Below are 16171 nucleotides of genomic sequence, written 5' to 3' on the forward strand. Positions count from 1 at the left end.
ATTTGCAAGCCAAATGAAGGCTTAAAAATGCAGATACCCAAAATTGACCTAAACGAATATCAGTATACCCTTCCTGAAACAAGGATTGCAAATCATCCTTTGCCCGAAAGAGATCATTCGAAATTATTGGAATATAAGAATGGAAGTATCAAGCATTTTCATTTTTATGATTTACCAGAGCTACTACCGTCAGATTCTTTGCTGGTTTATAATGATACTAAAGTAATCCCAGCCAGATTAATCTTCCAAAAGGAAACGGGTGCTCGAATTGAAATTTTTTTGCTAAAGCCAATCAGTCCAAGTACTGTGATTCCTGAGGTTATGCTGGCAAAGGAGAAAGTGGCTTTTGAAACCATGATTGGCAACTTAAGAAAATGGAAAAATGATGAAATCTTAAGGGGGGATTTATTTATAGAGGATGAAAAGATATCCCTCTTTGCCAGATTACTTGACCGCGATTCCAAAATCGTCGAATTTGAATGGAGCGATTCAAACATTTCATTTGTAGATGTGGTGGAGGCCAGTGGAGAGGTACCACTTCCGCCCTACTTGAATCGGCAGGCGGAAGAAGATGATAAGGAACGATATCAGACTATTTACTCAAAAAAAGAAGGAGCTGTAGCGGCCCCAACTGCAGGCTTGCACTTTACGGAAAAAGTATTCGATGAATTATCAGCAAAGGGTATCGAAAAAACTCAACTAACTCTCCATGTCAGCGCTGGTACTTTTCAGCCTATCAAAGTGGATAAAGTTGAAAATCACCCCATGCATAGCGAGCAGATTCTAGTCACTAAAGAAACCATTATCAAACTCCGAAAGTCTATTGGAAAAATAATAGCGGTAGGAACTACTTCAGTGAGGACCTTAGAAAGTATTTATTGGTATGGGGTGAAAATCCTGGAAAACCAAGGTGAGGAATTCCTGATTCCGAAGTTATTTCCGTACAAGGAGAGAAAAAAAATGCCTTCACCTTCAGAATCTTTGGATGCCGTTTTAGAATTTATGAATCGAATGGAGAAAGATGAGATAATGGGAAGTACAGAAATTTTCATATTTCCCGGTTATCATTATCAGATGGTTAAGGCTTTAATTACTAATTTCCATCAGCCGGGATCAACTTTAATCTTACTCATTGCCACCATTTTAGGTGACGATTGGAAGAAAGTTTATGAAGTAGCGCTTGAGGAGGATTATCGGTTCTTGAGCTACGGTGACAGCAGTTTATTGTGGCTATAAATTTTAATCTGAGCTTGTTCCTAGCTTATTAATTCCCCCTATTAAATTCTGATAATAAGTTCGACCAACAGGAACCAAGTCTTCTGCTATTTTAACCTCTTTAACATTAATAGCAGCAATTTCATCCACCCGAACGATGTAACTTTTATGAATGCGAATAAACTCTTTTTCGGGTAGTGCTGTCTCGAAATCTTTGAGGATGTTTCTCACAGAATATACTCCACCACGTGTTACTAGAGTCGTGTAGTTTCCGTCTCCTTTCAGCCAAAGAATATCACTATATTTTATTTTTATCAAGGAACCCGCATGCCTGATAAAAATTGCATCAGGAATTAGCACATTATCCTCTCTTGATTCCAACAATTCCTGAATTTCACTTCCACTTATTCTTTCTAATAAATCTTTCATACCTCTCTCTGTTTGCTGTTCAACTTTTTGTGCAATACCATTGTTTGTGATTCCCCAAAATTTCTTATCATCATTTATAAAAAGCGACTCTCCTTTGTGAGATAATTCACTCTTAATGCCATTCAGAAAAAAATTCTTTCTAGGACTGATCATTTGCTGGGTTTTCTTCGCATGCAATGAGGATGACCCGCTGCCAAAGGATACCAGCTTAGTCAGAATCGAAAGCTTACTTTTTGACTTTCCTCCCGAGGACCTTAATTCACGCAAACTTGATTTACTTTCCTGGACTCATGTCTTAGAAAATGAAATTGATATCAATTTTCGAAACATGGACAGCGGTGAAGTCTATACCATTCTGTTGGACAATGGGAATTTCCCATCTGAAGAAATCGCCCTCCCTTTTGGCTCCTATGAAATAACCGGTGAAAGTCCAGGTGGACTGGTTTCAGAAACCTTACCATTTTATGTTAATGAAAGGAGGCAAATAATTACAGAGAAAACTCTCCTATCCTTACCAGCAGAAACAAAACATGGCCTTTTCACTTTAAATCGAGCGGAAGTCAAGGATCAACCAAAATTATCTGTTAGCGATTCGTACACCTTATTCCAAACACAGGAATTTTACTATTTCTACTGCGAGTTTGATCAAGATTATAACCTTCTTCTATCCCCTTTAGAAAGCCCTGTATCCTTCGAATATAATTGGAGCTCACTTCCACTAGAACATCATCATTTAAACCTCGAAAGGGAGGGCGAGGAACCCGATCTGATCCGATTTGAAACACCCAGTTTCACGTATAATGAGTCTGTAATAGATATTGACTCTGAAGGGTTTCCTACTTCATTGACCTATAAAAAAATAGCTGATTTAGGAGCTTCTCAAGCTGAGAATTCTGGCTTAGCCTATTTTGATGGAAGATTATTCTCAATAAATGATGGTGGAAATTCCTCCGAGGTATTTGAAATCAATCCGAAAAGCGGTGAGGTAATTCGATCCATAACTTTGGCTAATGTTTCTAACATCGATTGGGAAGATTTGGCACAAAGTGATTCCCATTTATTCATAGGAGATTTTGGCAACAACAATGGTACAAGGCAGGATTTGAGAATTCTTAGTGTCCCTTGGGAAGAAATCCTGATCAAGGATGAAACTCAGGCTGAAGTGCTTCCATTTAAGTATGAGAATCAGTCAGACTTCTCAGGACAAAACCCCAATCACGATTTTGACTGTGAAGCTTTCATTTATGAAAATGGCCAATTCCGCCTTTTTACAAAAAATAAAAGCAATAGGGAAACCTATCATTATATACTTGAAGAAAACAGTACAAATGGGGTAGCGATAAAAATCGGAAGCATTGACACGAAAGGCCAGGTGACCGGGGCAAGCCTTAACGATCAAAATGAATTGATCCTAATCGGTTACAACCTTGATGGCTTTGAGTCAGATACATTTATTTGGGAAACTAAAACCTTTTCAAACGACATGTTGGGAAAAAATGGCCGAAGGTATAGTTTGGGAAGCCCCTTAAATTTGGGGCAAAATGAAGGAGTCATTCACACTGGACCCAGCAGCATTCTAATTTCTGCAGAAGGTATAAATTCCGGTGTCCTTCAGTTGAATCCAAACCTGGTAAAGACAAAACTCCCTGAAACAAATTAATCCAGCGAACTTAATTTTTTGGCATTTTTCCTAATCACTTGGTCAAGTTCATTTGCCAAGGGTTTGAGGTGGGAGAAGTATTTTTTATTCTCAGGATCTAATTGATCAGAGTCAATCAAATCAAGCAGGCCCAACATCGATGAAAGAGGAGACCTGAGAATATAGGATGGCTTCAAAGCTACTTCCTTGAGTTTCTTGTTTTCGAGTTTTAATCGCATCAACTCCTCTGGCTCATTTGAATCATGCGCTTGGACTAAAATTAAGGTATATCCTGCATTTTCAATTTCCACAGAAGCCATTGAAAAATGTATAGTTTTGGTCTTTTGATCCTCCTCGGATAGAGATAAGCTATACTTTGCAAAACGATTTGAAAGGCATAGACTGAAGCTTTGTTCAAACTCTTCCCCACCTATCTCAAATTTCTTCCCTTCTCTTGTATTTTGACCATTAATCTTTGGGGAAAATCTTTTTGCTTTTTGGTTCTGCTGAATTAAAATGCCATCCTGATCGAGAATCCATACCGGTAATGGAATAGACTCGAGTTGAAGTTTTGAGAGGAAATCAGGAGTAGTGGGCTTCCCCTTGCGCTTGATGAAACAAATACTCATTTCATCCTGCTCCTTTATAGAAATCACTTCAAACCTCCCCATCTTCAAATCGAGATCAAACCTATTGTATTTGTTCTCGGAGAAAAAATCAGCGAGCCTTGCTGATGGACTTAAAAAATCTCTAAAGTCCTGTCCCAGAACATCATCAATATTAAGTCCCATGTAGGCTAGTTTTTCCTTATCCCCTTTGATCACCTTCCATTCCCTATTAAGAGTAAGGTTGGCTTGAGCTAACAAATCCAAAAATCCGGAATACTGTCTTGACTCAGACATTAAATCTAAATTCACACCTATCCCAACCATTCCCATCAAATCCATCTCCTTATCCGTTAGGACCGAAAACTCCCAAACAAGACTTTCAATCTGGCCTTGCTCTAATTTCAATTCTAAAACCGCATTAAAATTTTCTTTTGGTGAAAGCATTGAGTTTTCAAGAACCTCCTCAAACTTCAATTCAGATTTTATGGAAAGAAAATTTCCAAAATGGTCTCCAACAGAAATAGAATACGAAGATAAAAATGAGTCATTTCCCTGCAGCACATTGCCATCGACGTCCAATACCACCAATTTAAATAACTCTGAACCCCTTAGAAAACCGGGGATTATCTGGTCAATATTTGAAAGACTAATCATGGTAAGGATAGAACAAGTCCGAATCGAAGGGACTTTCCAAATCGAAAGGTTGAAAAAATATTCTAAAATAAAAAGCTATTTTTTCGAATAATTATTAGCTTAAAACTTATTTTTCAGAATTTATTACTGTTTGAAGTAAAGAAAAAGTACATAAACAAACAAAAAATGCTTTTCATCACTGAAAAGCATTTTTTCAATCAACTAAAAAAAATTAAACTCGACTCATAAAAAATTCATCGTAATCAATCTCTTTAATCAGCAATAGTAAAGCATCAGCATATTCCTGCTTACATGTGGTCACCTTGTATGGAAAATTAAAATCATCTGTTTTTTCTATTCTTAGGGAGCCAAAAAGCCTAATCAACTCAATTTCAGAGTCACATTTAATCACCACACAACTTGATTGAGCACATGGTTTCTCAATTAGAATGGATGAAGACTTGGTTTGGATATGCATGACAGCTGGTTTTCGTTAAAACTAATAAAAAGGAGTTTCGAAAAAATACCCAGCACTGGGTATTTTTTGGAGATTATATGGCAGAATAAATATTTTATGAAAAATATCTTCAAGCTATTGAATCCGTTTTTTATTCTCAGGGCAATTCCTATATATTTGCACTTCCAAAACGCAAACAGAGAGTTGGGTGAGTGGCTTAAACCAGCAGTTTGCTAAACTGTCGTACGGGTCAAACCGTACCGGGGGTTCGAATCCCCCACTCTCTGCTGATTTGGATCGGGGTGTAGCGTAGCCCGGTATCGCGCCTGCTTTGGGAGCAGGAGGTCGTAGGTTCGAATCCTGCCACCCCGACAAAAAGCCTTCGATTTTCTCGAAGGCTTTTTTTATTTACCCCGTCGTGATTTTAATATTCCAACAGCTTTATAGTCCCTTCCTATATTCATCAAATTAGGGAGGGAAACTTCAATAATCCTAAATCCATTTTTTGAGTATATTGACCTCTTTACTAAGGCTTTTCTGAATTCCTTTATGGGAGGAGTTTAATAATTAGGATTAGATGGAATATTTAGAGATTGAAGGAGAAGGTTTTTTTAAAATTTCAGATGTAGACCAGTTAAGACCTTTCTTTATGAGCATTGTCAGTGATTCAGATCATTGGCTTTTTATATCCAGCACTGGAGGATTAACCGCCGGACGAAGAAATAATCAACACTCTCTTTTCCCATACTATTCAGATGATAAGATTACAGAGTCATTTGAGCACACTGGTAGTAAAACTGTTCTTAAGGTCCGTCAAATTGAACACACTAAATGTTGGGAGCCGTTTTCTGAACTTTATACAGGAGTTTATCAGATTCGAAGAAACCTATATAAAAATGAGTTGGGGAATAAGATCATTTTTGAAGAAATCAATGCAGACTTGGGGCTTACCTTTGAATATTCCTGGAGAAGCAGTGATGAATTTGGTTTTGTCAAAACCTCAAAAATCAGCAATCACTCTGGCAAAACTGTACAGCTCGAGATACTAGATGGGATTCAAAACATCCTTCCCCATGGAGTAGATCCTGACCTCCAGCAGACCAGTAGTAACCTTATTGATGCCTACAAAAAGTGTGAACTCTCTGCAGAAAGCAATTTGGGGGTTTTCAGCCTAAGTGCTATCATAGTTGACAAGGCAGAACCTAGTGAAGCACTTAAGGCTAATGTGGTTTGGCAGACTGGATTGAATCCTGAAAATATTCTGATCTCATCCTTACAACTTAAAAATTTTCGCCAAGGAAGGCATATTCACTCTGAAAGGGACATCAGAGCAGAAAGAGGAGCCTATTTCACTCATTCAAAATTGGAGCTTTCGCCAAAGGAAAATAAAATTTGGTATACTGTCGCCAATGTAAGTCAAGGTCCATCACAAGTAGTCAATCTTAGCGAATACATCAAGGAGACCTCAGATATTTCTACCGATTTGGAAAGAAGTATTTTGGAGGGAACAGAAAACCTTAAAAGGCTGACATATTCAGCTGATGGTTCACAATTAACATCAGATAAAAGACGGGATGCACGTCATTTTGCCAATACCATGTTTAACATCATGCGTGGTGGAATTTTTGATGACAACTATTTCTTAGAAAAAGGTGACTTCGTTCCTTACATTAAAAAGGCAAGTAAAAAGGTTTTTGAAGAGCAAAAAGCCATTTTAAATAGTCTTCCTAAGAAGGTTAGCCTTCAACAAATCAAAGAACTTACGGAAAATTCTACAGATCCAGATTTCATTCGATTAGCAGTAGAATATTTACCTCTTAAATTTAGCCGAAGGCATGGGGACCCAAGTCGTCCTTGGAATAAGTTCTCAATAAATATCAAAACTGATGAGGGAAAAAAAGTATTAGACTATCAGGGTAATTGGAGGGATATTTTTCAAAACTGGGAGGCTTTGGCTCACTCCTACCCGGAGTTTATTCAAGGGATGATTTACAAATTCCTCAATGCTTCCACATTCGATGGCTATAATCCATATCGATTAACAAAGGATGGTTTTGATTGGGAAACTATCGAGCCTGATGACCCTTGGTCCTATATAGGTTATTGGGGCGATCATCAATTGATCTACTTACTTAAATTTCTTGAATTCTCGGAAAAGCATTTTGAAGGTGAGCTTTCAAAATTATTTACCCAGGAAATCTTCGTCTATGCGAATGTTCCATACAAGATTAAGTCATTTTCTGAAATCTATGATAACTCCAAGGATACTATAATCTTTGATGAAGATTCAGATAAGGCCATCAGGGAACTTCGGGGAAAGATAGGTGCAGACGGAGCCCTGCTTTATAACAATGCTGGAGATATTCACAGGGTTAATTTCTTGGAAAAGATTTTGGCCACCCTGTTGGCCAAGACATCAAATTTGATCCCAGAAGGTGGAATCTGGATGAATACCCAACGGCCAGAATGGAACGATGCCAACAATGCATTGGTAGGTAATGGTATTTCTATGGTGACCTTGTACTACATGAAGCGCTTCAATTCATTCCTGACAAGGCTTCTCGAGAAAAGCAATTTTGAGGGTATAAATGTTTCCTCTGAATTGTCCGACTTCTTTGATTCAATTACTAAAGGATTGGATTCTTTCAGACCTTTAATAGATGTGGGTTTCTCAGATTCCGATCGAAAGAAATTTATAAGTAACCTTGGAACAGCCGGAGACAATTATCGAAGCTCTATTTATAACGAGGGTTTCAGGGGTCCAAAGAGTGAAATCACCAAGAATAAGTTGATTTCTTTTTGTGAAAACCTTACAGACTATCTTGATCACTCGATCCGAAGGAATGAAAGATCAGATGGTATGTATCATTCATACAACTTACTCGAAAAGAATGAAGATGGCGTAGGTATTGGTCGTCTTAGTGTTATGTTGGAAGGACAAGTGGCAGTTTTAAGTTCAGGATTTCTAAGCCCTAAGCAGTCATTAAAACTCCTAGATTCTCTTCGAGAGAGTGCTTTGTACAGGAAAGACCAAAACACCTATATTCTTTACCCAAACAAGATTTTACCACAATTCTTAGATAGAAACGTAATTCCTCCTTCCTCTGTAAAAAAATCCATTCTATTTTCCGAAATGCTGGAAAATGGAAACACCCAAATTATTGAAAAGGATAAAAAAGGAGATTTTCATTTTAATGGAAACTTCAACAATGTCAATAGTCTGTACGCTAGCTTTGAAAAACTTGATGATCAGTACAAAGAGCTAGCCTCAAAAGAAAAACATCTTTTGGGGGAAATTTTCGAAGAAGTCTTTAACCATAAAGAATTCACCGGTAGGTCAGGTACATTTTATGGATATGAGGGTCTGGGATCTATTTATTGGCATATGGTGTCGAAATTGGCCTTGGCCGTTCAAGAGACCTATTTTAGAGCACAGGGAGAAAAAATTGACCCAGAGACTTTACAAGGCTTAAAGCATCATTACTATCAGGTCATGGAAGGTATAGGCCTGCATAAGGACCCAAAATTGTATGGAGCATTTCCGACTGACCCCTATTCACATACTCCATTAGGTAAAGGAGCTCAACAACCTGGTATGACAGGACAAGTGAAGGAAGATGTATTGACAAGGTTTGGAGAACTAGGTGTATTTATCAAGGATAATAAAATCCATTTCAATCCTTTACTCTTGTCGAAAAGTGAATTTTTAAATCATTCATCATCCTTCGAATATCTTACTTTAGGAGGGGAATTCAAGAACATAGAACTACCAGAAGGCTCCTTAGCCTTTACTTATTGCCAAATACCAATTCTCTATAAATTGGGGAATGAAAATCAAATTTCAATAACCATGTCCAAAGGAGGACAGAAAATCTTAAAAGATCTTTCCTTGGGTGAGGACTTGAGCAAATCAATATTTGAAAGAAATGGAGAAGTTGAAAAGATTACTGTTTCTATCAGGGTGTAAGTCAATTTCTGGTCTTTTGGCTTGGATAGCTTTTTATGCAGCAACCGTCCTTAACTCCTGCAATCCTGTGCGGGAACAACAAATAATAAACCAAGCCACTGATCCAGAAAGTCCGAAGCAAAAAATAGGAATAGAAGGCAGAGATATTTTAGTAAATGGAGAACCTTACGTGATTAAAGGAATTTGCTTTAATCCAGTTCCTAAAGGCTCCACTGAACGCTCGTTCAAAAACTTGGATGAACATATTCATTTGCTGAAAGAAGCTGGTATAAATACGATACGGGTTTACTCACCAATAATTGAAGAAGAGGTATTGAATCGGTTTGCTGAGGAAAACATCATGGTGATCATTGGCTTTGGCTACAACCAAGATGGTCAATACGATATTCTCTCTGGCACCTACGCAGACTATGTTGAAAAGTTTAAGGGACATCCTGCCATCCTCATGTGGGAGCTTGGTAATGAGTTTAATTATCACCCTGAGTGGTTTGATGGAGAAATTAAAAATTGGTATCAGGCCATGAATGATGCTGCAAAAAAGATTCACGAGATAGATCCACTTATTCCAGTGACTACCGCGCATGGAGAGCTACCAGATTCTTTAGCTCTGGCCATGGGCGAAAGCATTGACATTTGGGGAATGAATGTGTACCGATGGGATGATCCAACTGATATTTTCTCGGAGTGGGCTTCAATAAGCGATAAACCCATGTACCTATCAGAGGCAGGAGGCGACAGCTATATGACCATCAGCAAAATGGGCTATGACGAAGGAGAAAATCAAAGAGCCCAAGCTGATGCAAATGCAAACATCCTTAAGTCGGTTTTTTCCAATCTGGAAATAAGTGCTGGCGTAACACTTTTTGCATATAGCGATGAACTCTGGAAAGCAGAAAATCCAGAAAAATATGATATAGGGGGCTGGGCTCCAAATAGTAGTGGTGTACCTTATGATGGCACTCCTAATGAAGAGTATTGGGGGATTGTGGATGTAGACCTCAATAAAAAGATGACCTTTGAGGTGGTCAAAAAATACTACACTGAAAATTGATCTGATCACCAAATATGATTCGATAAAAGAGCTAAGAATTAACCAAACCCAAAATGTCGAAATACAAAACCGCACCGGAGGACATTGTTCCCATTGTGCAAAAATTTGCCTTCGGAGCCGGAAATCTGGCTAACCAGTTATTCCCTGCAGCACTTGGAGCATTCATGTATTATTTGGTGGTAGCCTACAAAATGGATCCCTTGGATGCTGCTCTACTATCTTCTATTCCTCGGCTTATGGATGCGATCACTGATCCAATCATGGGGTATATCACAGATAATACTCGGTCAAAATGGGGAAGACGAAAACCTTATATTTTCCTTGGGGCATTTATTACTGGTATCACTTTTATGATCATGTGGCAATTGAATCCAGAAGATTCTTCCGCCTTTCATTTTTGGTATATTCTTACCCTCTCTTTCGTTTTTTATATCGGCTATACAATTTTTGCCACACCACTTATTGGTCTCGGCTACGAGATGACCTCAGATTACAATGAACGTACAAGGCTAATGGCCTCGTCACAAATCATTGGTCAGATTGCCTGGATGATTGCTCCTTGGATTTGGTGGGTCATTGCACAGCCAAACATCTTCCCCACCCAAACGCAAGGTGTGCGGGTGGTTGCCGTAATTACAGGATTAGTCTGTTTGATTTTGGCGGTGCTACCCGCTTTGCTTTGTAAAGAAATAGATCAGACCAACCTAACAGGTCAATCAGAACTTTCATTCTCCGCCCTCAAAGAAAACCTTTCAAAACTGTTCAAGGGTATGAAAGAAATTCTAATGAATCTGGAATTTCTTAGGGTTTGCGGAGCAACTTTTTTGGTATTCAACGGATTCCAGATCGTTGCACAGTTCTCCTTGTTTATCATTGTTTATTATATGTTTAATGGTGACTATGGTGCTGCCGGACAATGGCCAGCCTGGTACAATACTCTCGCTGCAGCATCAACCATGTTTATTGTGATACCCATAATTACCAAAATGGCGGAGAAATGGGGTAAGAAAAACGCCTTCCTCATCTCCACTTCAATTTCAATCATAGGGTACACTATGAAGTGGTGGGGCTTTAATCCTGACATCGTCTGGCTCATGTTCATTCAAATTCCTTTTATGTCATTCGGAATTGGTGGACTTTTCACACTGATGATGAGTATGACTGCAGACCTATGTGATTTGGATGAGCTGAATAATGGAATGCCCAGAAAAGAAGGAACCTTCGGTGCAGTTTATTGGCTTATGGTGAAAATTGGGACGGCACTAGCCTTGGGTATTTCAGGGCTGATTTTGAAAATTGTCGGCTGGGATCAAAATGCTGCGACACAAACCATGGAAACATTGACTCAGCTTAGAATCGCAGATGTCATCGTACCCGTAGTTACCGCCGGACTAGCGGTACTGGTAATGTGGAATTATAGTATCTCGGAGGAGAGGGCAAACCAGATTCGGAAACAATTGGTAGCCAGAAGAGGTAAGCTTTGAGAATGGTCAAAAAGTTGAGTTTCTAATTTGATTTTCTACCGCTTTAACCGCTGTAAATCAGTTTATAAACTCTTGATGGTTAACTTTTATTCTTCAGATTAAATATCTAATTTGATTAAGGTGGCAGGGATATTTAAAGCACAGTTTTCTGTCTTTGAAGACCTTTATTTTTTATAGGTAAAGCTTTGCTGATTTTAACACTTTTATTTAACCGAGAGGATGAAAGATTTTTTGAAAAATTATGGATTTAAAATCCTTGCAGGGCTTCTGATTTTAGGGTCTGTGACAAATGTATTTTTAAACTACGCATTGAGCTTTGAAAACAAGGCTGCAGAAGAAATCACCTTAGCCACTACAGCCTTGTATGAGCTGGAAACCGTAGTATTACCTTTGGCTGAATCCATCCCAATTATCAAGTCATGGGGGACTGGAATAGAAAGAGATTTCGATTCCCTACTCTCCTATCTTAATACAGCAGATGTGATCATTCTTATCCAAATGATCTTACTGAAAATTAGTCACTGGTGGGTATTCAAAGCAATTTTGATCATTTGCTTCGCAGGGCTTTTTATCCCTTCTTATCAAAAACTAGCCAGGAAAATCCTAATAATCGGTTTATTGATTTCTCCTGGAATCGCAATGTATACTCACTCATTAGCACATGTTTCCCAAGAATTAAGTATTGATTTAGGATCTGATTTAAAGGACCATCTCACCGCGACCAAAGATTCTATACAAACAAAAAAGGATTCGCAAAAGGCTAAGTTGGACAGCCTTATTGCCAAGCAAAAGGAGAAAAATAATGGCAAGCTTAATATCATTGACAAGGTTGAAGATGATTTTATCAAAGGAAAGGATGAGGTGACTGATGAATTGGAAAAAATCGGCAAGGATGTCATTGATGTACTTCGATTCGCTGGACAGCATGGACTGGAACTCGCGGTAGCTCTTATAGGAAACATCATCGTGATCTTTCTAGTACTGCCACTACTCTTTTGGTATCTGATCGGTGTCGTGGTAAAAAGACAGTTTGGGTATGCAGCCATACTGGAGAAATATGAACAAACTGCAGGGGAAATCAAGGCTTTAATCAATCAAAAAAGTAAGGAATCATGAGAGGAAGTTTAATCTGGGTCATATGTTTTGGTTTGATTCTTTTTTCATGTGGTTCAAATGAAGAAAGCAAAACTGTGGAAAGCACACCTCCACAAACAGAAAACACCGCGCCTGAAACAATTGAGAAAAATGAGAATCAAACGAGACTTGGAATTGATGTGTCTCATTTCCAGGGAGATATTGATTGGAATGAAATAAAGGAGGCAGGAATTCTTTTTGCCTACGATAAAGCTACTCAGGGAGAAACCTATGTGGATCCAGACTATAAAGAAAATCATATAGGAGCTAAAAATGCTGGTTTGGTCCATGGCTCCTATCACTTTTTTATGTCAAATGACGATCCAATAAAGCAAGCCAAACTATTTTTGGCTAATGCCTTATACGAAAAGGGAGACCTTCCTCCAGTTCTGGATCTAGAATCTGGAGGAATCAAGGGTGAAATCACACGTGAAGAATTTGAAAAAAATGTCCTCGCCTGGTTGGAATATGTGGAAGCAGAGCTTGGGGTTAAGCCAATCGTTTACACCAATCATTCATTTGGAGATCAGTACCTATCAGACGGAAAACTGGCTGAATACCATTTATGGGTTGCAGAATATGGAGTAGATAAACCAAAAGTCCCCAAAGTCTGGGAAGAACAAGGATGGCTGATTTGGCAGAGGACAGAAAGAGGCACTGTTGAAGGTGCAATAGGTCAAGTTGACCATGATTTATATAATCCCGAAAAGCCAGCTATTGTGGAATTTGAATGAGGACTTTCCCAAAAGAAAAAGCCTCGATCTGATAATTCAAATCGAGGCTTTTTGCTATAAAGTATTCTTACCAAATCAACACTTCGTTGTCAGTTCTTCGGACATTATCTCTAAATAGGCTGAAGATCGCAGTAAATTCATGTGTATTTCCTGGAAGCAGATAACTACCTGCCACAGGAAACTCATAAACGTATCCCAGTCGGATTCTCTTGGTCATCACGCCTAGTTGTAAATTGGTGGCATAATTCACTCTTGTCCCTACTCCTACCCAAATCCTATCCATTAGTAAGGCTTTCAAATTCATTTCAAAATTATCCTCCAAATCCTTTTGGGTTCGGTAGAAAGCATTGAATATCACCGCCATATTTGGGCCTAAGGCCTCACGATAACCAGCCTGAAAAACAGAGCTCGCCGGATATCCGTCCATAAACTCATCTCCTGACATGATCTTTCCTCCATTCACCCGTTGCATTCCATAAGAGAAGTAATACTTCGCATGCGTGAGGGCAATACCAAGGTTAAAGTCAATGATCTGCATATCACTAAAAGATCCCGCATACTGTGAAATGGTAGGGTCATTCATGTCTTCAGCGGATAACTCATTCCCATCCAGTCTCACACTCTGGTAATTAACCCCCACTCCCAGTCTAAGATTATGCTTTTCAGTCAGTCGTATTCTACTCGCATACCCGAGCATAACTTCTGACTCCCTAAAGGCCCCATAGTTATCCTGACGGTAGTTAATCGATATCGCATTCTTTCCCATCAATGCCGGGTCCTCATTTCCACCCAACTCTCCAAAATCCAGCTCCCCACTTATAAAATAAGTCCTTGGGGCACCATCCACTCCGGACCATTGGTTCCGAACAAAAGCCCGTACGGCACTTCCTTCATAGCCCGTGAGAGAGGGGTTATAGTAGCTTTGGAAGTGACTAAACTGACTGATGTACTTCCGCGTCTGAGCCTCTAAGCTGGCCTGGATAAACAAGGTCAGCACCCCGATCAACATTATTGGTTTTACTACTCGTTTCATGTTTTGACGGTTAAAAAGTGATTCTTTGTTTTCCCTTCTCATTGACTGATTTTTCTCTAGCTTCTTCATCATCAATCAATTAACAGGTTCAACATTCCTCTTTTTACTTCTCCGGTCTCCTCGACCTCGATCACATACAGATAAGCTCCCACGGGTTGCGGACTACCGTTAAAGGTTCCATCCCATCGCTGATCCGGATCTTCGGTGTAGAAGAGCCTGTTGTTACCCAGGTCGAAGACAGAAATCTTCACACCCTCGTAGTATCTCAGAGCGGGAACACCCCACAGATCATTTACATTATCTCCATTCGGAGTAAAGGTATTCGGCACATCCAATTGATCCAGTGGAGTGCGCTGTCGTTCGATCTGGAAGTTCTTCTCAAGAACATTTCCTGCTCGATCCACTACACTCAGCTGGATAGTGAAAGTCGTTCTGCCCGGAGCCTGTTCCGCGCTGCTCCAGAATAAGATTCCATCTATCACCTCGAAGAAGTCATTATCCAACACACCTTCAGATAAGCTCAACGTATGAATATCATCTGTTGGGTCTATCACCGTAAACACCCCTATTTCCTGGAAGAACACATCAGGTATGGCTACAAAACTGTTGCTACTCAAGGTCACATCCTGTGGTGCAGGTTTCGCAGCTACAGTGATTTCCAATGTTGGGTTCAAATCCAAAGCATTAAACAGTCCACTTGGCAGCATGGCCTCACCTGAGAAGTTATTGCTCGAAGGAATAAATGGATTATATCCTGTCAGATCCCATTCCACCGGAACATTGATAAATGCTCCCATTCCGGTAATCGCAATCACCTCATCTGGAATTGGAAGATCACCTTCCAAAGTACCCCATGGAACTTCAATGCTTTGTGCGATAAATTCAACGACCGATCTCTCCTCAAGATAATCTGGAATTCCATTTCCATTTTCATCTGCGAAGTCGGAGCCATTCTCTGGATCAGTACCTTCTCTCTCTTCTTTATAATCTGGAACTCCGTCCCCATCAGTATCAGAATAATCTGATCCATCTTCCGGATCGGTGCCTTCTTCTTCTTCCACATAATCCGGCACTTCATCACCATCGGAATCCTTAAAGTCATCTGGATCGTTTGGATCGGTACCATCTTCTTCCTCTACATCATCCGGAACACCGTCTCCATCAGAATCATTACTGATGATCTCAAATTCGGCCCCAGAGAAGCTGATCGTGTAGTTCATTCCTGCATCTAGGTCGCCTCGGAGTATGTCATAGGTACCTACTTCTTCTCCAGCCTCTCGGCTTAAAGCTCCGGTAAATACTGACTCATCATCACCCGCTCCATAACCTGAAGCTGTAAAGGTCAATTCAGGATCAGCCTCACCAAAGAGTTTACTCTGTCCCTCATCTGCCATTACCATCAGCTCGGCCGGTGTGATCGTTAGATCAGCGGTCAATACCAGATCATTGAAGTTGCTTCCTGTGATCGTGGCCGTAGCCTCCTGGGTTCCAACATCCGTTCTGGTGTTGTTTGCATAGGCGACCGAAGTTCCTGCCGGAAGTGTACCGGAGATTACAATGCTCTTCTCGGTACCATCGAAGACAAAGTTTCCATCATCAAAGGTAATTCCTGCAATATCGGCCGGAGTGATCGTCAGATCAGCGGTCAATACCAGATCATTAAAGTTGCTTCCTGCGATCGTGGCCGTAGCCTCCTGAGTTCCAACATCCGTTCTGGTGTTGTTTGCATAGGCTACTGAAGTGCCTGCCGGAAGTGTACCCGAGATCACAATGTTCTTCTCGGTACC

General features: G+C 39.8%; 12 protein-coding genes and 2 tRNA genes. 9 read left to right on the plus strand and 5 right to left on the minus strand.

Features of this window, described 5'->3' with window-relative positions:
- Nucleotides 1–27 precede the first annotated feature (27 nt).
- Nucleotides 28–1236: an S-adenosylmethionine:tRNA ribosyltransferase-isomerase gene (locus QVH07_RS11645; protein WP_290000554.1), complete on the plus strand. Its 1209-nt coding sequence runs from the start codon at nt 28–30 to the stop codon at nt 1234–1236.
- 3 nt (nt 1237–1239) lie between these two features.
- On the opposite strand, the gene QVH07_RS11650 is transcribed toward QVH07_RS11645, so the two are convergent.
- Nucleotides 1240–1797: a LytR/AlgR family response regulator transcription factor gene (locus tag QVH07_RS11650; RefSeq protein ID WP_353890989.1), complete on the minus strand. Its 558-nt coding sequence runs from the start codon at nt 1795–1797 to the stop codon at nt 1240–1242.
- Between QVH07_RS11650 and QVH07_RS11655 the strand changes: the two genes are divergently transcribed.
- Nucleotides 1760–3304, plus strand: coding sequence for a hypothetical protein (locus tag QVH07_RS11655; RefSeq protein WP_290000555.1), 1545 nt, complete (start codon nt 1760–1762; stop codon nt 3302–3304). The genes QVH07_RS11650 and QVH07_RS11655 overlap by 38 nt on opposite strands.
- On the opposite strand, the gene QVH07_RS11660 is transcribed toward QVH07_RS11655, so the two are convergent.
- Together QVH07_RS11660 and QVH07_RS11665 are read right to left on the minus strand one after the other, a co-directional pair.
- Nucleotides 3301–4545, minus strand: a complete 1245-nt coding sequence (locus tag QVH07_RS11660) for a nitrogen regulation protein NR(II) (RefSeq protein ID WP_290000557.1) — start codon at nt 4543–4545, stop codon at nt 3301–3303. The genes QVH07_RS11655 and QVH07_RS11660 overlap by 4 nt on opposite strands.
- 211 nt (nt 4546–4756) lie before the next feature.
- Complete coding sequence (locus tag QVH07_RS11665) at nt 4757–5002, minus strand: hypothetical protein (RefSeq protein WP_290000559.1); 246 nt, start codon at nt 5000–5002, stop codon at nt 4757–4759.
- 177 nt (nt 5003–5179) lie between these two features.
- Between QVH07_RS11665 and QVH07_RS11670 the strand changes: the two genes are divergently transcribed.
- The 7 genes from QVH07_RS11670 (at nt 5180) to QVH07_RS11700 (ending at nt 13351) form a co-directional block, all read left to right on the plus strand.
- Nucleotides 5180–5268, plus strand: a tRNA-Ser gene (locus tag QVH07_RS11670).
- Between the two features lie 11 nt (nt 5269–5279).
- Nucleotides 5280–5353, plus strand: a tRNA-Pro gene (locus tag QVH07_RS11675).
- 205 nt (nt 5354–5558) lie between these two features.
- The gene (locus tag QVH07_RS11680) at nt 5559–8948 is read left to right on the plus strand and encodes a 1,3-beta-D-glucan phosphorylase, GH149 family (RefSeq protein ID WP_290000561.1); all 3390 of its coding nucleotides are present in this window, start codon (nt 5559–5561) and stop codon (nt 8946–8948) included.
- Entirely contained in the window at nt 8908–9999 is a 1092-nt protein-coding gene (locus tag QVH07_RS11685; protein ID WP_290000563.1) for a glycoside hydrolase 5 family protein, read from the plus strand. The genes QVH07_RS11680 and QVH07_RS11685 overlap by 41 nt, the downstream gene beginning before the upstream one ends.
- 53 nt (nt 10000–10052) lie before the next feature.
- Nucleotides 10053–11483 (plus strand): MFS transporter, encoded by a 1431-nt coding sequence (locus QVH07_RS11690; protein WP_290000564.1) that lies wholly within the window; start codon nt 10053–10055, stop codon nt 11481–11483.
- Nucleotides 11484–11702: 219 nt separating this feature from the next.
- A complete protein-coding gene (locus tag QVH07_RS11695; protein WP_290000566.1) occupies nt 11703–12599 on the plus strand; it encodes a hypothetical protein in 897 nt (298 codons plus the stop codon).
- Nucleotides 12596–13351, plus strand: a complete 756-nt coding sequence (locus QVH07_RS11700; protein ID WP_290000568.1) for a glycoside hydrolase family 25 protein — start codon at nt 12596–12598, stop codon at nt 13349–13351. Before QVH07_RS11695 ends, QVH07_RS11700 begins: the two co-directional genes overlap by 4 nt.
- A 67-nt stretch (nt 13352–13418) precedes the next feature.
- Here QVH07_RS11700 and QVH07_RS11705 read toward each other — a convergent pair whose 3' ends face one another.
- Nucleotides 13419–14384, minus strand: a complete 966-nt coding sequence (locus QVH07_RS11705; protein ID WP_290000569.1) for a PorP/SprF family type IX secretion system membrane protein — start codon at nt 14382–14384, stop codon at nt 13419–13421.
- 71 nt (nt 14385–14455) lie between these two features.
- Nucleotides 14456–16171: MBG domain-containing protein (locus QVH07_RS11710; protein ID WP_290000572.1), on the minus strand; the 1716-nt coding region annotated here is incomplete at its 5' end.

It is taken from the genome of Algoriphagus sediminis (assembly GCF_030403435.1).
Classification (GTDB): Bacteria; Bacteroidota; Bacteroidia; order Cytophagales; family Cyclobacteriaceae; genus Algoriphagus; species Algoriphagus sediminis.